17 protein-coding genes are annotated in these 15721 nt (G+C 69.2%); 11 read left to right on the top strand and 6 right to left on the bottom strand.

The window, feature by feature from the left end; genetic code table 11:
* Positions 1-7 precede the first annotated feature (7 nt).
* Positions 8-421 carry a DUF3151 domain-containing protein gene (locus AC1DVU_RS02410; protein ID WP_476920826.1) on the top strand — a complete coding sequence of 138 codons (414 nt, stop codon included), beginning with the start codon at positions 8-10 and terminating at the stop codon, positions 419-421.
* Here the strand turns inward: AC1DVU_RS02410 and AC1DVU_RS02405 are convergent.
* Together AC1DVU_RS02405 and AC1DVU_RS02400 are read right to left on the bottom strand one after the other, a co-directional pair.
* Positions 418-1305, bottom strand: coding sequence for a diacylglycerol/lipid kinase family protein (locus AC1DVU_RS02405; RefSeq protein ID WP_476920825.1), 888 nt, complete (start codon positions 1303-1305; stop codon positions 418-420). The genes AC1DVU_RS02410 and AC1DVU_RS02405 overlap by 4 nt on opposite strands.
* 12 nt (positions 1306-1317) lie before the next feature.
* On the bottom strand, positions 1318-2307 hold the full coding sequence (locus AC1DVU_RS02400; RefSeq protein WP_476920824.1) for an EamA family transporter: 990 nt from the start codon (positions 2305-2307) through the stop codon (positions 1318-1320).
* 39 nt (positions 2308-2346) lie between these two features.
* Here AC1DVU_RS02400 and AC1DVU_RS02395 point away from each other — a divergent pair, with 39 nt between their 5' ends.
* The 4 genes from AC1DVU_RS02395 to purB all read left to right on the top strand — a co-directional run bounded on the left by AC1DVU_RS02395 (position 2347) and on the right by purB (position 6954).
* Positions 2347-2880, top strand: coding sequence for a CGNR zinc finger domain-containing protein (locus AC1DVU_RS02395; RefSeq protein WP_476920823.1), 534 nt, complete (start codon positions 2347-2349; stop codon positions 2878-2880).
* 90 nt (positions 2881-2970) lie between these two features.
* Positions 2971-4254 carry an adenylosuccinate synthase gene (locus tag AC1DVU_RS02390; protein WP_476920822.1) on the top strand — a complete coding sequence of 428 codons (1284 nt, stop codon included), beginning with the start codon at positions 2971-2973 and terminating at the stop codon, positions 4252-4254.
* 25 nt (positions 4255-4279) lie between these two features.
* Positions 4280-5536, top strand: a complete 1257-nt coding sequence (purD, locus tag AC1DVU_RS02385; RefSeq protein ID WP_476920821.1) for a phosphoribosylamine--glycine ligase — start codon at positions 4280-4282, stop codon at positions 5534-5536.
* On the top strand, positions 5533-6954 hold the full coding sequence (gene purB / locus AC1DVU_RS02380) for an adenylosuccinate lyase (protein ID WP_476920820.1): 1422 nt from the start codon (positions 5533-5535) through the stop codon (positions 6952-6954). The genes purD and purB overlap by 4 nt, the downstream gene beginning before the upstream one ends.
* Positions 6955-6979: 25 nt before the next feature.
* Here the strand turns inward: purB and AC1DVU_RS02375 are convergent, their stop codons facing one another.
* On the bottom strand, positions 6980-7441 hold the full coding sequence (locus AC1DVU_RS02375) for an SRPBCC family protein (RefSeq protein ID WP_476920819.1): 462 nt from the start codon (positions 7439-7441) through the stop codon (positions 6980-6982).
* 57 nt (positions 7442-7498) lie between these two features.
* On the opposite strand from AC1DVU_RS02375, the gene AC1DVU_RS02370 reads away from it, so the two are divergent.
* A complete protein-coding gene (locus AC1DVU_RS02370; RefSeq protein ID WP_476920818.1) occupies positions 7499-8362 on the top strand; it encodes a phosphoribosylaminoimidazolesuccinocarboxamide synthase in 864 nt (287 codons plus the stop codon).
* A 3-nt stretch (positions 8363-8365) separates the two neighbouring features.
* Here the strand turns inward: AC1DVU_RS02370 and AC1DVU_RS02365 are convergent, their stop codons facing one another.
* Positions 8366-9274 (bottom strand): serine/threonine-protein kinase, encoded by a 909-nt coding sequence (locus AC1DVU_RS02365; protein WP_476920817.1) that lies wholly within the window; start codon positions 9272-9274, stop codon positions 8366-8368.
* A gap of 44 nt (positions 9275-9318) precedes the next feature.
* Here AC1DVU_RS02365 and AC1DVU_RS02360 point away from each other — a divergent pair, with 44 nt between their 5' ends.
* Positions 9319-9867: an RNA polymerase sigma factor gene (locus AC1DVU_RS02360; protein ID WP_476920816.1), complete on the top strand. Its 549-nt coding sequence runs from the start codon at positions 9319-9321 to the stop codon at positions 9865-9867.
* Positions 9868-9933: 66 nt separating this feature from the next.
* Positions 9934-10638: a hypothetical protein gene (locus AC1DVU_RS02355; RefSeq protein WP_476920815.1), complete on the top strand. Its 705-nt coding sequence runs from the start codon at positions 9934-9936 to the stop codon at positions 10636-10638.
* A 30-nt stretch (positions 10639-10668) separates the two neighbouring features.
* On the opposite strand, the gene AC1DVU_RS02350 is transcribed toward AC1DVU_RS02355, so the two are convergent.
* The gene (locus tag AC1DVU_RS02350; RefSeq protein WP_476920814.1) at positions 10669-11679 is read right to left on the bottom strand and encodes a carboxypeptidase-like regulatory domain-containing protein; all 1011 of its coding nucleotides are present in this window, start codon (positions 11677-11679) and stop codon (positions 10669-10671) included.
* Positions 11680-11799: 120 nt separating this feature from the next.
* Here AC1DVU_RS02350 and AC1DVU_RS02345 point away from each other — a divergent pair, with 120 nt between their 5' ends.
* The 3 genes from AC1DVU_RS02345 to purQ all read left to right on the top strand — a co-directional run bounded on the left by AC1DVU_RS02345 (position 11800) and on the right by purQ (position 14332).
* Positions 11800-13356 (top strand): long-chain-fatty-acid--CoA ligase, encoded by a 1557-nt coding sequence (locus AC1DVU_RS02345; RefSeq protein WP_476920813.1) that lies wholly within the window; start codon positions 11800-11802, stop codon positions 13354-13356.
* 65 nt (positions 13357-13421) lie between these two features.
* Complete coding sequence (purS, locus tag AC1DVU_RS02340; RefSeq protein WP_364641719.1) at positions 13422-13664, top strand: phosphoribosylformylglycinamidine synthase subunit PurS; 243 nt, start codon at positions 13422-13424, stop codon at positions 13662-13664.
* The gene (gene purQ, locus AC1DVU_RS02335) at positions 13661-14332 is read left to right on the top strand and encodes a phosphoribosylformylglycinamidine synthase subunit PurQ (protein WP_476920812.1); all 672 of its coding nucleotides are present in this window, start codon (positions 13661-13663) and stop codon (positions 14330-14332) included. The genes purS and purQ overlap by 4 nt, the downstream gene beginning before the upstream one ends.
* An 81-nt stretch (positions 14333-14413) precedes the next feature.
* Here the strand turns inward: purQ and AC1DVU_RS02330 are convergent, their stop codons facing one another.
* Positions 14414-15691 carry an MFS transporter gene (locus AC1DVU_RS02330; RefSeq protein ID WP_476920811.1) on the bottom strand — a complete coding sequence of 426 codons (1278 nt, stop codon included), beginning with the start codon at positions 15689-15691 and terminating at the stop codon, positions 14414-14416.
* Positions 15692-15721: the final 30 nt, after the last annotated feature.

The raw sequence follows: 15721 nt of genomic DNA, 5'->3' as shown, positions 1-15721 counted from the left end.
TGCGGGCATGACCAACTTGTTCGGTGAACCGCCCGCAACCCTGCTGCCCGAAGACCCGGGCGCAGCGTCCCTGGCCGAGGGTGACGACCCCAAGAATGTCGCCGCCACCCACCCGGACTCGGCGCTCGCCTGGGTCACGCTCGCGGAGCTGGCCCTGGCCGATGGCCTCGACCTCGAGGGATATGCCTTCGCGCGGACCGGCTACCACCGATCGCTCGACCTGCTGCGCCGCAACGGCTGGAAGGGTCACGGCCCGCTGCCGTGGAACCACGAGCCCAACCGCCCGTTCCTGCGCTCACTCGTCGCCCTCGCAGATGCGTCGGAGCGGTTCGGCGACGTCGGCGAGGCACACCGCTGCCGGGAGTTCCTGCACGAGTCGAGCCCCGAGGCATACGCCGAATTGGTCGCTCCGAAGGGCTAAGGCACGTACATCGTCAGCGCGGCGGGCTCGATGCGCCAGGAGTGCTCGCTCCTCGGCCCACTGAGCTCGCCGTCGCTCGTGCAGGCGAGCTTGTCGCCGCGCACGGACACCTCGGTCCCGCGGAGGTAGACGACGTCGTCGCGCCGGTGATGATCGCCCCGTCGCACATGCCAGGCGTACGCGATGCGGCGCCGCGGTGACTCGGTGTAGGAGACGGCGACGTCGAGCTCGCCGTCGGACGGGTCGGCCTGGGGCAGCAGGGGTGTCCCGCCACCGACGAAGCTGCCGTTGCCGACGGCCACCTGGATCACCGGCTCCTTGCGCGGCAGGGACTTGCCGTCCACCGTGATCTGCAGGCGCGCCCCGGGCTGCAACAGGCCCCGCAAGCCCGTGAGAACCGCGCCGATGACGTAGCCGATCGGACCCAGGGACTTCTTCCACGGCCGGGCCGCTTTGGCCGCCTCGGCGCCGATCCCGATGTGTGCCGCGTTGACGACCACTTCGTCCCGGCCGTCGATGATCAGGTCGATCTGGCGGGTCTGGCCCGCCGTGATGACCTCGGCTGCCTTGACCGGTTCGTCCGGCAGCTCGAGGGTCGCGGCGAAGTCATTGCCGGTGCCGAGCGGCACGAGCCCGATGACGACATGGGCGAGGCGTCCGGCAGCGCGCAACGCGTCGACGACGGCATGCAGGCTGCCATCGCCGCCGAGCACGACGACGCCGTCGACAGCCGGATGCGCTTCGAGGGCGTCGGCCAGGTCGTCGGGCGACGCCGTCTTGACCAGCGTGACGTCGAACTGCTGCAGGGCGTCGACCACATCGCTGATCGCCTGTTCATCGGCCGTGCCTGCGTCGGCGTTCGCGATCGCGAGGAGGGAGGTCATGAGACCCCAACCCTAGGGCGCGACAGGCTCCGGGGCATGCTCAGCGACCTCGGGGGCGTGCTCAGTTGCCGGCTCGCCCAGCCTCACGGCGATGACGCCGACCAGGATCAGCGCGCCGCCGGCGAACTGGATCGCTCGCGGCGCCTCGTCGAGCAGGAGCCAGGCGAACAGCACACTGGCGACCGCTTCGGTGAGCCCGACGAACGACGCCAGTCGGGAGCCGAGGCGCCGGGTGGCGGCGATGCCCAGGACGTACGCGAGTCCCGCCGTCACGACGCCGAGGGTCACCACGGGCAGCCACCAGGGCCATTCGGATCCCGCGAGCGTGACGTCGGAGCGCGAGGTCGCGAGCGGCACGACACCGACCAGGCCGGCGAGCAGGAGTGCAACGCCGCCGAACAGCAGGCCGCCGGCCGCGAGCACGATGCCGGGAAGGCCGTTGTCCTCGTCGGCGGAGATGATCCAGTAGAACGCCGCGCCGGCCATCGCGCCGAGCGCCCAGACGACGCCGATCGGGTCGATGTCCGCGCCGGAGATCAGGTCGAGCACGAGCATCAGGCCGGCGATCGCCAGCACGGCACCGGTCACGGTCAGGCGACTGGGGCGCTGGCCGTGCCGGAACCACATCCACCCGATGACGGCGACCGGGGCGGTGAACTCGATCAGGATCGCCACGCCCACCTGCATGTGGTCGACCGCGTTGAAGTAGGCCAGCTGGCAACCGGCAACGGCGATGAGGCCGTACGCGATGATCAGCCCCGCGTTGCGGCGCAGGAGCGACCAGCGGCCGCGCAGGACAATGAGCGCGGGAACGATCAGGACGGCACCGGCGATCAGGATGCGAACCGTGACGGCAGAGCCGGCGGTCCAGCCCGAGTCGATCATCGCCTTGGCCAAGGGGCCCGACATTGCGAACGAGGCCGCAGCCAGCACGGCGAGCCCGATTCCCGAGGTGCGGCGGGAGAGCGGCGCCTTCGCCGTGTCATGAGTCATAGTGGCCATGACACATGACATTACGACCATGGGATGTAAGGTGTCAACATGGTTTTTGCGGATGACACCGAGGCGGCGCTGGTGGCCGCAGTCGCCCTCGTCAACTCGGCCGTCAAGCCGGTGACGATGACCACGACCGAGGAGCTGGCGGCATTCTTCGCGGAACATCACTACACGGGCCGGCTGGCCGGCGACCAGGCCGAGCTCGATGCCGTGCACCGCATCCTGCCCCGGCTGCGCGAGCTGCTGACGAGCTCGCGCGATGACGCCGTGACGATGGTCAACCAGATCCTGGCCGACGCCACGGCTGTCCCTCAGCTCGTACGCCACGGCGACACCGACTGGCACCTGCACGCCGTCGAGGACGACCGCCCGTTGCACGTACGCATGCTGGTCGAGACCGCGATGGCCATGATCGACGTGATCCGCGCCGACGAGCTGTCTCGTCTCGGCGTGTGCGCCGACGCTGACTGCGACGGCCTCGTCCTGGACCTGTCGCGCAACCGGTCCCGCCGGTTCTGCAGCACGACGTGCAGCAATCGCGCGGCCGTCGCGGCATACCGCGCCCGCCAGGCGAACTGACCCACGCCCGCACGGACGATTTCGGCTAGACTGCGTCAGTAAGAGCCCCGCGAGAACGGGGCTTGTCGCATGTGTGAGGGGTGCATTCCCATGCCCGCAGTCGTGATCGTCGGAGCCCAGTGGGGCGATGAAGGCAAAGGCAAGGCCACGGACATCCTGGGCAGCCGGGTCGACTACGTCGTGAAGTTCAACGGCGGCAACAACGCCGGGCACACGGTCGTGATCGGCGACCAGAAGTACGCCCTGCACCTCCTGCCCAGCGGCATCCTCAGCCCGGGCTGCGTCCCGGTCATCGGCAACGGCGTCGTGGTCGACCTCAAGGTGCTGTTCGAGGAGATCGACGGGCTCAACGAGCGCGGCATCGACACCTCGAAGCTCGTGATCAGCGCCAACGCGCACGTCATCGCGGACTACAACCGCACGATGGACAAGGTCGCCGAGCGCTTCCTGGGCAGCCGCAAGATCGGCACCACCGGCCGCGGCATCGGTCCGACGTACGCCGACAAGATGAACCGCCTCGGCATCCGCGTCCAGGACCTGTTCGACGAGAAGATCCTGCGCCAGAAGGTCGAGGGCGCCCTCGAGCTCAAGAACCAGATCCTCACCAAGATCTACAACCGCCGTGCGGTCGAGGTCGACGAGATCGTCGAGGAGCTCCTGTCGTACGTCGACCGGCTCCGCCCGATGGTCGCCGACACCCCGCTGCTGCTGCACGATGCGCTCGCAGCCGACAAGACCGTGCTGCTCGAGGCCGGCCAGGCGACCCTGCTGGACGTCGACCACGGCACCTACCCGTTCGTGACCTCGTCGTCGGCGACGACCGGCGGCGCGTGCACCGGCTCGGGCATCGCGCCGACCGAGATCACCCGCGTCATCGGCATCGTCAAGGCGTACGCCACGCGAGTCGGCGAGGGCCCGTTCCCGACCGAGCTGTTCGACGACGACGGCGAGCGGCTGCGCAAGAACGGCGCCGAGTTCGGCACGACGACCGGCCGACCGCGGCGCTGCGGCTGGTACGACGCACCGATCGCGCGCTACGCCGCCCGCATCAACGGCGTCACCGACTTCGTCCTCACCAAGCTCGACGTGCTGACCGGCTGGGACCGCATCCCGGTCTGTGTCGCGTACGACGTCGACGGCGAGCGGGTCGACGAGATGCCGATGACCCAGACCGGGTTCCACCACGCCAAGCCGGTCTACGAGTACTTCGAGGGCTGGCACGAGGACATCTCCGCTGCCCGTACGTTCGAGGACCTGCCGCAGGCCGCGCAGACGTACGTGCTGGAGCTCGAGAAGATCTCGGGTGCGCGGATCTCCACGATCGGCGTCGGCCCCGACCGCGAGCAGACCATCGTTCGCCACGACCTGCTCTGAGCAGCCGAACAGTGAGGCATCACCCGTGAAGACGCTTGTCATCGGCAGCGGCGGCCGCGAGCACGCCCTGGCCCTCGCCCTTTCCCGCGACCCGCAGGTCACCGAGGTGCATGCCGCCCCGGGCAACCCCGGCATCGCCGCGGTCGCGACCTTGCACGACGTCGATCCGATGAGCGGCGCGGCCGTCGCCGCGCTCGCCACCGAGATCGGTGCGGACCTCGTCGTGGTCGGCCCCGAGGCGCCCCTGGTCGCGGGAGTCGCCGACGCCGTACGCGATGCGGGCATCGCCTGCTTCGGCCCGTCGCGGGCGGCAGCCCAGCTCGAGGGCTCCAAGGCGTTCGCCAAGCAGGTCATGGCCGGTGCCGAGGTGCCGACGGCGTTGGCGCACGTGTGCGAGACCGCTGAGCAGGTCGAGTCAGCGCTCGACTCGTTCGGCCCGCCGTACGTCGTCAAGGACGATGCGCTGGCTGCCGGCAAGGGCGTCGTCGTGACGAACGACCGGCAGGCTGCGATCGACCACGCCGCAGCATGCGACCGGGTCGTCATCGAGGAGTTCCTCGACGGTCCCGAGGTGTCGCTGTTCGCGATCACCGACGGCGACACCGTGCTGCCGCTGCAGCCGGCGCAGGACTTCAAGCGCGCGCTCGACGGCGACGAAGGCCCCAACACCGGCGGCATGGGCGCCTACACCCCGCTGCCCTGGGCGCCCGACGACCTCGTCGCCGAGGTGACCCGGCGGGTGCTCGTTCCGACGGTCCAGGAGATGGCCCGCCGTGGCACGCCGTTCCAGGGCCTGCTCTACGCCGGCCTCGCACTGACCAGCCGAGGCGTGCGGGTCATCGAGTTCAACGCCCGGTTCGGCGACCCGGAGACCCAGTCGATCCTGCCCCTGCTGCGCACGCCGTTGTCGGCGCTGCTGCACGGAGCGGCGACCGGAAGCCTCGCCGAGGTCGGCCTGCCGCAGTGGTCGACCGACTCGTCGGTCACCGTCGTCATCGCGTCCGAGGGCTACCCCGAGGCGCCGAACACGGGTGACCCGATCGAAGGGCTCGAGCAGGTCGCCGACCTGGACGGCGTCGACGTCATCCACGCCGGCACCGCGCTCCGGGACGGGACCGTGGTCACCGCGGGCGGCCGCGTGCTGTCCGTGACCGCAGTCGGCGCTGATCTCGCCGAGGCCCGCCGCAAGGCGTACGAAGGCGTCGACCTCATCAGCATCCGCGGCGCCCACCACCGGACCGACATCGCCCTCGCGGCGGAGCAAGGGACAATAGAGCTGTGACCACACCCAACGTCCTGGCCAGCCGCTACGCCTCGCCCGAGGTGGCGCGCATCTGGTCGCCCGAGCACAAGATCGTGCTCGAACGCCGGCTCTGGATCGCGGTGCTCAAGGCCCAGAAGGACCTCGGCGTCGAGACCCCCGACGGCGTCATCGAGGCGTACGAGTCGGTCATCGACCGCGTCGACCTCGGCTCGATCGCCGACCGCGAGAAGGTCACCCGGCATGACGTCAAGGCCCGCATCGAGGAGTTCGCGGCCCTCGCCGGCACCGAGCACATCCACAAGGGCATGACCTCGCGCGACCTGACCGAGAACGTCGAGCAGCTGCAGATCAAGGCCTCGCTCGAGCTGATGCGCGACCGTACGATCGCCACGCTCGGCCGGCTCGGGCGGCTCGCCACGGAGCACGCCGAGCTCGTGATGGCCGGTCGCAGCCACAACGTCGCGGCCCAGGCAACGACCCTCGGCAAGCGGTTCGCGACGGTCGCCGACGAGCTCCTGGTCGCGATCGAGCGGCTCGACGACCTGATCGCGCGCTATCCGCTCCGCGGCATCAAGGGCCCGGTCGGCACGAGCCAGGACCAGCTCGACCTGCTCGGCGGCGACGAGGCGAAGCTCGCCGAGCTCGAGGTGCGCGTCGCGCGCCACCTCGGCTTCGACAAGGTGCTGACGAGCGTCGGCCAGGTCTACCCGCGGTCGCTCGACTATGACGTCGTCACGGCGCTCGTCCAGCTCGTTGCGGCGCCGTCCAACCTCGCCACGACGATCCGCCTGATGGCCGGCAACGAGACCGTGACCGAGGGCTTCCGCCCCGGCCAGGTCGGCTCGAGCGCGATGCCGCACAAGATGAACACCCGCTCCTGCGAGCGCGTCAACGGCCTCGCGGTGATCCTGCGCGGGTATGCCTCGATGGTCGGCGAGCTCGCCGGCGACCAGTGGAACGAGGGCGACGTGTCGTGCTCGGTCGTCCGCCGGGTCGCGCTGCCGGATGCGTTCTACGCCGCCGACGGTCTGTTCGAGACGTTCCTGACGGTGCTCGACGAGTTCGGCGTGTTCCCGGCCGTCATCCAGCGCGAGCTCGACCGCTACCTCCCGTTCCTCTCCACGACCAAGGTGCTCATGGCGTCGGTCCGCAGCGGCCACGGGCGCGAGACCGCCTACGACGCGGTCAAGCAGCACGCCGTCGCGGTGGCCCTCGAGATGCGCGAGAAGGGCGCTGCCGAGAACGACCTGTTCGCCCGGCTCGCTGCCGACGAACGGCTCGGCCTGTCCGAGGCCGACCTCGCCAGCCTGGTCGCGTCGCCGATCGACTTCACCGGAGCGGCGGTCAGCCAGGTCCGCGCCGTCGTGAATCGCATCGAGCAGATGGTCACCGCAAACCCCGAAGCAGCGGCGTACAGCCCAGGTTCAATCCTGTAGCAGAACCTCGGCGGTCGGCCACGGCTCACTCGACGTACGCCGCGAGGTTCTCCAGCGAGGACTGCATGCCGGTGGCGTGGTCGGCCGGACTGATCCCCGTTGGGACTCCGGTCGCCACGATGCTGACCTCGGTGCCGCCCGGCAGCGGAGTGAGCTGCCAGGTCATCGTCATGGTCCCCGCGAACGCCGGGTCGTCGGACTCGAACTCGATCGCCTCGACCACGCGCTCGCCCTCGACCAGCTCGACGAAGGTCGCCTCGACAACGTCCGAGTCGGCGGTGCTCTTGCCCGCACCGCCTGCCGGCTCGACGAAGGTCAGCACCATCCGATAGCCGCCACCGACCCGCAGGTCGTACCGCTCCATCCGGGCGGTCATGCCCGTCGGCGGTAGCCACCGGGCCCGCGCCTCTGGGTCGGTCAGTGCCCGGTAGAGGACGTCGACGGTCGCGTCGATCCGCCTCGTCGCGGTGTCGGTGCGCCCCGTCATCTGCCCATCATGCGGTGGCCCGGCGCGACCGCACCAGCGCGCCACTAGTCTGAGCCTGTGCCACTCGACATCCCTGGAGCCCGCCACCTGCACTCGGGCAAGGTGCGGGACCTCTATGAGGTCCAGGACGGCCACTTGCTCATGGTCGCCTCCGACCGCATCTCGGCCTACGACTTCCTGCTGACGCCCGGCATCCCCGACAAGGGCGAGATCCTCACGCGTATGTCGCTGTGGTGGTTCGACCAGCTCAAGGACCTGGTCCCCAATCACGTCGTGTCGACCTCGGTGCCCGAGCGCGTACGCGGCCGCGCCCTGATCGTCGAGAAGCTCGAGATGTTCCCCGTCGAGTGCGTCGCGCGCGGCTACCTCACGGGGTCGGGCCTGATCGACTACAACGCGACCGGAGAGGTGTGCGGCGTGCCGCTGCCGGCTGGACTCGTCGACGCGTCGCGGCTGCCGCAGCCGATCTTCACCCCCGCCACCAAGGCCGAGATGGGCGAGCACGACGAGAACGTGTCGTTCGAGCAGGTCACCGAGACGATCGGTGCCGAGAGCGCTGCGGCGCTCCGCGACCTGACCCTGACGGTCTACGCGCGCGCCGAGCAGATCGCCCGCGAGCGCGGCATCATCCTCGCTGACACCAAGCTCGAGTTCGGCGCACGACCCGACGGCACGATCGTCCTCGCTGACGAGGTGCTCACCCCCGACTCGTCGCGCTTCTGGCCGGCCGACTCGTGGCAGCCCGGACGGGCCCAGCCGTCGTACGACAAGCAGTTCGTCCGCGACTGGCTGACCTCGCCCGACAGCGGTTGGGACCGCGCGAGCAACCGGCAGCCGCCGGCGCTGCCCGCCGAGATCGTCGAGAAGACGCGCGATCGCTACGTCCAGGCCTACGAGCAGCTGACCGGCGAGACGTTCTGATCCTCAGCGGATCAGGTACCACGTCGCCGCAGCCGACAGGCCGAACACCAGCACCGCCAGCGTGACAGCGAGCGCCGGGGACACCTCGCGGCGTACGCGCCGGACGTGGCGAACCTTGGCGCCACCGGCGATCTGCTCGAGCGCATCCGCGAACGCGGTGGCCGACGCCGGGCGGTCGGAGGGCCTGGTCGCGAGAGCCGACACCAGCAGATGGTCGAGGTTGCGGGGTATGTCGTGCGACCCCGCCAGGGGCTCGGGCCGGCTGTCGTTGGGTCGGTTGAGCAGCGTGCCGGGGTCGGCGACGTCGTACGGCTGACGACCGGACAGCAACTCGTAGGTCACGGCGCCGAGGGAGTAGACATCCGAGCGGGCGTCGACCGGTGCGCCCCGAGCCTGCTCCGGTGCCATGTAGGCCGGCGTGCCGGTCGTGACGGTGACGCCGCTGGCTTCGGCGAGCCGCTTGGCACTCCCCAGGTCCGCGACCAGCACCCGGCCGTCCTCGGCCACCAGCAGGTTGCTGGGCTTGACGTCCCGGTGCAGCATCCCGGCCTCGTGCAGGACCTGGACCGCGCGGGCCGACTCGATCGCCAGGCGCAAGGCGTCCTCGGTGGAGCCCGGAGGACTCACCCGGTCGGCCACGGTGCCAGCGGACACGTAGTCCATGACGAAGAACGGCCGGTCCTCGTGCGTCCCGATGTCGTGCACGCGTACGACCCGCGGATCGTGGATGCGGCGCAGCAGCCGAGCCTCCGCGAGGAACCGCTCGCGTACGTCGGCGTGGTGGGCCCAGTTCTCCGCCAGCAGCTTGATGGCGACGGGGATCTCGAGCTCGGTGTCGAAACCGCGCCAGACGGTGGCAAAGGCGCCGAACCCCTCGACCGCGTCGAGGCGGTAACGACCGATCTGTTTCATCACGCATCAGTATGCGTGACAACCCGTATCAGTATCGTCGGGGCATGGACGTCGACGAGCACCTGATTGCCCGAGCCCGGGCCGGCGACGCTGCCGCCATGGAGGAGCTGCTGGCCGCCATCCGGCCTCGGGTCGTGCGTCGTTGTGCCCGTCTGCTGCCGCACACCCTCGACGCCGAGGAGGCGGCGCAGGACGCGCTGCTGTCGATCGCGACCCACCTGCGCGACTACTCCTCGAAGGGGTCGTTCATGGGGTGGGTCACGGTCATCGCCTCCAACTCGGCGCGGCAGACCTACCGCACCCTGAAACGACGGTTCGCCGAGCGTTCGGTCGATGAGCTGCCGGTCAGCCCCGACCCGCGTACGACGAGCGTCATCGCCGGGAGCCGTATCGACCTCCTCGACGCGATCGAGGCGCTCGAGCAGACACACCCTGCGGCTGCCGAGGCATTCGTCCTGCGTGACGTCGGCGCGCTGCCGTACGACGAGATCGCCGCCCTGACCCAGACGCCGCTCGGCACGGTCAAGGCCCGCATCCACACGGCCCGCGGGTTCGTGCGTGAAAGGTTGGGCGTGCATGAAGGCAACTTCTGACCGCTGCTCGGCATCTCTGTTGCCGAGGTGTGCTCCGTCAGGGGCACCAGCACGCTGGAGGCAGTCATGAAGCAGCAGATAGCAGCCGGGATCCTGGCGATCAGCATGGTCGGTGGGGTGGGCACCGGCGTGGTGGCGCACGAGCTCAAGGGCAACTCCGACCCGGAACCCAGGGCCAAGCCGTCAGCAACTGCGACGACCAAGAAGGCCGACAAGCCCAAGTCGTCGGGCAAGACCGCTGCCCCTGCTCCGGGGACTGGCGGTGGTGGAGGGACCAAGGCGTCCGAGCCGGCCAAGCTCCCGCTCGCCCCGGTGGGCGCGCTGCGCATCATCCCCGGCGCCGTCGGTCCGGTGCAGGTCGGCATGAGCAAGCAGGCCGCGTACGGCACCGGCTACTTCGACGCCGATGTCTCGGTCCCCGCGTGCAACCGCACCGACGACCTGGTCTGGAGGGCCAACTACAACGACCAGCTCGACGTGCTGACGAATGACAATGGCTCGGTCTACTCGATCGGCGTCCGCGGCGGCGGTCCGCGTACGCGTTCAGGTCTCGGCGTCGGCAGCACGTACGAGAGCGTCCAGGGGGTTCTCGGCGACGTGGCGCCCGAGCAGGCGGGCTACAACCAGACCGGACTGTTCGTCAGTGAGGGCAACGGCTGGATCGGGTTCCTGTTCAACGCCACTCCCGACGCAGTGCAACCGACCGACGCCGTGACGTTCGTCGAGGTCACCCGCGGCGCGAAGCCCGGCCTGATGCGCGACGGCTGTTGAGCCAACGCCCAGGCCGGGCTCCGCAACCTTCTACTTCTTCGGCATCACCACGTTGATGCCGGTGATCTTGCCTTCATCCTTGAGCTGCAGGGCGGTGGCGTGGGCGAAGTCGACCGCATTCTTGAACCAGGTCGTGCGGTAGGCATCCTCGGTGTCCCAGACCTCGACCTTGACCGTGCCGACGAATCCGATGCCGCTGGTCCACGACCCGTCGGCCTTCGTGGTCAGCTCGGCGAGTATGGCCTGATCGCTCGCCCTGCGGACCTCGACCGTCATGCCCTGCAGCGGTGCGCCGTTCGTGTCGGCCACCGAACCGCTGAGCTGTCCGAGCTTGTGGTGGAGGACCTGGGGCTTGAGTGTCGTCGTCTTCCCAGCCGTGACGGCGACCGTGGTCATGCCCGGACAGCGGCCGAGGTTGATCGTCGGCACGTTGTTGTAGCAGGTCGTCGTGAACGTGCCGGCCGAGTCCTGGAAGCGCACCCTGTACGTCCCGGTGGGCAGGCCACCCAGACGGAAGAAGCCCTTGGCTGACACCTTGGCGTCCAGGGCCACGTCGCCGCCGTCGGCCTCGACCACGACAGTCTTGGCCGGCTGGGTCGCAGCGGCGCCGTCCTTGGTGGAGACCTTGCCCTGGATGAATCCGGCAAGCTTCATCGTCCCGTTGTGGTTCGTGGTCTTGCCGGCCGGGACCACGAACGTTCCGGACGTCAGCTGCAGGTGGGCACCCGAGAGGTCCTCTGCCTCGAACCGGTAGGCGTCGTCGCCGTCGGTTGCGACCTTGGCGAACCGGTACCGCCCGGCGGAGTCCGTCGTCGCAGTTGCGACGAGCGAGCCCTCATCGGCACCGTTGTCCCACAGCTGGATGGTGATGCCGGCCAACGGGTAGCCGCTCGGGTCCGAGATCGTCCCGGTGATGGTGCCGGTCGTCGGCACGGCTGAGGTCGTGGCGAGCGCGGCGGTCGTGCCGCCGGCGACCAGGACCACCATGGCGCAGATGGCAGCCATGGTGGTCCTGGTCAGTCGTACGAGTCGTGCGGTCATGCTTCCCCCTCGGGTGTGATGTTGCTGTCGAGGGGGAGATGCCTCGAGCCCCGAAAAGGTTGCGCCCAACGGGCGACATACTCCGGATATGGTGAGGACCCCGTCACCTGAGGAGTCACCGTGGCCAATCTCGCCGCCTTGTTGGAGCAGTCGACCGAGAAGTACGCCGACCGTACGGCGATCGTGTTCGGGGACACGCGTCTGACGTATGCGCAGGTCAACGGTGCTGCGAACCAGGTGGCGAACCTGTTGGTGTCGCACGGGATCGAGCCCGGGGACAAGGTGGCGTTGTCGTGCCCCAACCTGCCGTACTTCACGATCATCTACTTCGGGATCCTCAAGGCCGGTGCGACGGTGGTGCCGTTGAACGTGCTGCTGAAGGGCCGCGAGGTGGCCTATCACCTGGCCGACTCGGACGCGAAGGCGTACTTCGCGTTCGAGGGCACGCCGGACCTGCCGATCGGCGATGCGGCGTGGGAGGGGTTCCAGGCGACGGAGTCGTGCACGGAGTTCTTCCTGATCAAGCTGGACTCCAAGCAGCCCGAGCCGCTGGAGCCGCCGGAATTCTACGGGCCGCTGGTCGCGCAGCAGCCGCCGACGTTCGACACGGTCGAGCGCGATGACGACGACACGGCGGTGATCCTCTACACGTCGGGCACGACGGGTCAGCCCAAGGGGGCTGAGCTCCGGCATCGCAACATGCGCGACAACGCCTTGGCGAGCAAGGACCTGTTCGGTGCCGATGAGGCGAACCCCGACACGTACCTGTGTGTCTTGCCGTTGTTCCACTCGTTCGGTCAGACGGTGATCCAGAACGGGTCGGCCGCGTTCGGCGGCACCGTGGTGATGTTGCCGCGGTTCGAGGCGCAGTCGGCGCTCGGGCTGATGCTGGCGAACAAGGTGACGTTCTTCGCCGGGGTGCCGACGATGTACTGGGGCCTGCTCGGCGCGCTCGATGACAGTGTCGACGTGGGCACGATCGCGGCGAACCTGCGGGTCGCGGCGGCCGGTGGGTCGGCGTTGCCGGTGGACATCCACCGGCAGTTCAAGGAGCGGTTTGGGGTGACCATCCTGGAGGGCTACGGCCTGTCGGAGACGTCGCCGGTGGCGTCGTTCGCCCGGTTCGGCGAGGAGCCGCGCGTGGGGTCGATCGGTGTGCCGATCCCCGGCGTCGAGATGAAGCTCATCAACGACGACTGGACGGACGTCCCCGATGGTCCTGATGCGATCGGTGAGATCGCGATCAAGGGCCACAATGTCATGAAGGGCTACTACAACCGCCCCGAGGCAACCGATGAGGCGATCCGCGACGGCTGGTTCCGCTCCGGCGACCTGGCCCGCAAGGACGAGGACGGGTTCTACTACATCGTCGACCGGTCCAAGGACATGATCATCCGCGGCGGCTTCAACGTCTATCCGCGCGAGATCGAGGAAGTCCTCATGGAGCACCCGGCGGTCTCGCTGGTCGCCGTGATCGGAGTGCCGCACGAGTCGCACGGCGAGGAGATCAAGGCCGTCGTGGTCAAGAACAAGGACCATGACGACGTCTCCGAGGCCGATCTGGTCGCCTGGGGCAAGGAGCAGTTCGCGGCCTACAAGTACCCCCGGATCGTCGAGTTCGTCGACGCGCTGCCGATGACGAGCACCGGCAAGATCCTCAAGCGCGAGCTGTCCTGAACGCGGTTCGGAGCACCTGCGCAGCACCGATAGAATGGGCGCACACCCCCGACATAGGAGCGTCCGTGGCCCGCGTCATCGTCGATGTCATGCCCAAACCCGAGATCCTCGACCCGCAGGGCAAGGCCGTTCACGGCGCCCTCCCGCGGCTCGGCTTCAACGCCGTGACCGACGTACGCCAGGGCAAGCGGTTCGAGCTCGAGGTCGAGGTGGCCGACGAGGCCACGCTCGCCGAGGTGCACGCCCTCGCGGGCACGCTCCTGTCGAACCCGGTCATCGAGGACTACGCCGTCCGGGTTGATTCATGAAGGTCGGGGTCGTCACCTTCCCCGGTTCCCTCGACGACGTCGACGCGCAGCGCGCCGTACGCATCGCCGGCGGCGAGCCCGTTGCGCTGTGGCACGGTGACCACGACCTCAAGGGCGTCGACGCCGTCATCCTGCCGGGTGGCTTCTCCTACGGTGACTACCTCCGCGCCGGCGCCATCGCCCGCTTCGCACCGGTCATGACCGACGTCATCGCGGCGGCCGAGGGTGGCATGCCGGTGCTCGGCATCTGCAACGGCTTCCAGATCCTGTGCGAGTCGCACCTGCTGCCTGGCGCGCTGATCCGCAACAACCACCGCACGTTCATCTGCCGCGACCAGACGCTCAAGGTCGAGAACGCGTCGACGGCGTGGACCTCTGACCTGACGGTCGGCGACGAGATCGTCATCCCGCTCAAGAACGGTGAGGGCGGCTTCATCGCCGACGACTACACCCTCGACCGACTCGAGGGCGAGGGCCAGGTCGTGTTCCGCTACGTCGACGTCAACCCCAACGGCTCGCTGCGTGACATCGCCGGCATCACCAACGAGCGCGGCAACGTCGTCGGGCTCATGCCGCACCCCGAGCACGCGGTCGAGGACCTGACGGGTCCCGGCACCGACGGGCTCGCCCTCTTCACCTCGGCGCTGGCCACCCTCACCTCCGCCTGACCCAAGCTCCGCTGGGAGTGACGAGTTGCAGGCTCGTGTCGGCGTGTCGCCTGCAACTCGTCACGCCCAGCGGGGGGCGGGTCACATCGGGACTGGGAGGGACTCCCGGACGGCGGCGCGCTTGCGCGATGAGCCGAGGATCCAGGACAGCACTGCGGCGACGGCGCACAACCCCGCCCCGCCGAACCACGCGAGCGAATAGCTGCCGGTCTGGTCGCGAATCACGCCGGCCACCAAGGCCGCAGCGGCGGCGCCGAACTGGTGCGACGCGAACACCCAGCCGAACACGATCGTGCCCTGGTCGCCGAAGATCTCCCGGCACAGCGCCACGGTCGGCGGCACCGTCGCGACCCAGTCGAGCCCGTAGATCACGACGAACGCGACGATGCTCGGCCGTACGCTCGACGCCAACAGGGTCGGCAGCAGGACCAGCCCGACGCCGCGGAACGCGTAGTAGCCGGCCAGCAGGATCCTCGGGTCGTACCGGTCGGTGAACCAGCCCGACGCCACCGTGCCGACGATGTCGAAGATGCCGACGACCGCCAGGAGGCTCGCCGCCGTGGTCTGGTCCATCCCGTGGTCGTGCGCCGACGGGATGAAGTGGATGCCGACCAGTCCGTTGGTCGTCGCGCCGCAGATCGCGAACGCCGCCGCGAGCGCCCAGAACGCGGGCACGTGGCTCGCGGCGCGCAGCGCGTCGATCGCCCGCTTGGCCGACCCGCCGGTCTCCCGGGCGGGCGGTTGCCAGTCGGCGGGGGCGCCGTACGGCATGAGGCTGCGGTCCTCAGGGAAGTCGCCGATGAAGCGGATGACGAGGGGTACGACCACGAGGGCCGCACCGGCGATGGTCAACGATGCCGTGCGCCAGCCGACCGATTCGGCGAGCGCCGCCACGATCGGGAGGAACACGAGCTGCCCGGTCGCACCGCCGGCGGTGAGGATGCCCATGACGAGGCCGCGGCGCTCGATGAACCATCGATTGGCGATCGTCGCCGCGAACACCATCGCCATCGATCCCGTGCCGAGGCCGATCAGCACGCCCCATGTGATGAGCAGCTGGAACGACTCGGTCATGAACACCGTGAGCCCGCTGCCGAGCGACACCATCAGCAGCGCGACCGTGGTGACCTTGCGGATGCCGAACTTGTCCATCAGTGCGGCCGCGAACGGCGCCGTCAGCCCATAGAGCAGCAGGTTGATGCTGACCGCGAGCGACATGATGCTGGTCGACCAGCCGAACTCGTCGTGCAGCGGCACGAACAGCGCACCCGGTGCGGCGCGGAAGCCGGCAGCGCCGACCAGCGCGACGAACGCCGTCACCGCGACGAACCACGCGGGATGGATGCGCGTACGAGTCATGGGTTCTGACTTTCTTGAGAAAAGTTGACG

Source organism: Aeromicrobium sp. P2_G6 (genome assembly GCF_056403535.1).
This window is presented reverse-complemented; position numbering and strand designations above follow the sequence as displayed.

Bases quoted from the DNA above. Each gene is read 5' to 3' on its own strand.
- AC1DVU_RS02365 (WP_476920817.1), bottom strand. From the start codon at position 9,274: ATGAAACAGATCGGTCGTTACCGCCTCGACGCGGTCGAGGGGTTCGGC.
- AC1DVU_RS02400 (WP_476920824.1), bottom strand. From the start codon at position 2,307: ATGGCCACTATGACTCATGACACGGCGAAGGCGCCGCTCTCCCGCCGC.
- AC1DVU_RS02390 (WP_476920822.1), top strand. From the start codon at position 2,971: ATGCCCGCAGTCGTGATCGTCGGAGCCCAGTGGGGCGATGAAGGCAAA.
- purQ (WP_476920812.1), top strand. From the start codon at position 13,661: ATGAAGGTCGGGGTCGTCACCTTCCCCGGTTCCCTCGACGACGTCGAC.
- AC1DVU_RS02375 (WP_476920819.1), bottom strand. From the start codon at position 7,441: ATGACGGGGCGCACCGACACCGCGACGAGGCGGATCGACGCGACCGTC.
- AC1DVU_RS02405 (WP_476920825.1), bottom strand. From the start codon at position 1,305: ATGACCTCCCTCCTCGCGATCGCGAACGCCGACGCAGGCACGGCCGAT.
- AC1DVU_RS02410 (WP_476920826.1), top strand. From the start codon at position 8: ATGACCAACTTGTTCGGTGAACCGCCCGCAACCCTGCTGCCCGAAGAC.
- AC1DVU_RS02355 (WP_476920815.1), top strand. From the start codon at position 9,934: ATGAAGCAGCAGATAGCAGCCGGGATCCTGGCGATCAGCATGGTCGGT.
- AC1DVU_RS02330 (WP_476920811.1), bottom strand. From the start codon at position 15,691: ATGACTCGTACGCGCATCCATCCCGCGTGGTTCGTCGCGGTGACGGCG.
- AC1DVU_RS02360 (WP_476920816.1), top strand. From the start codon at position 9,319: ATGGACGTCGACGAGCACCTGATTGCCCGAGCCCGGGCCGGCGACGCT.
- AC1DVU_RS02395 (WP_476920823.1), top strand. From the start codon at position 2,347: ATGGTTTTTGCGGATGACACCGAGGCGGCGCTGGTGGCCGCAGTCGCC.
- AC1DVU_RS02350 (WP_476920814.1), bottom strand. From the start codon at position 11,679: ATGACCGCACGACTCGTACGACTGACCAGGACCACCATGGCTGCCATC.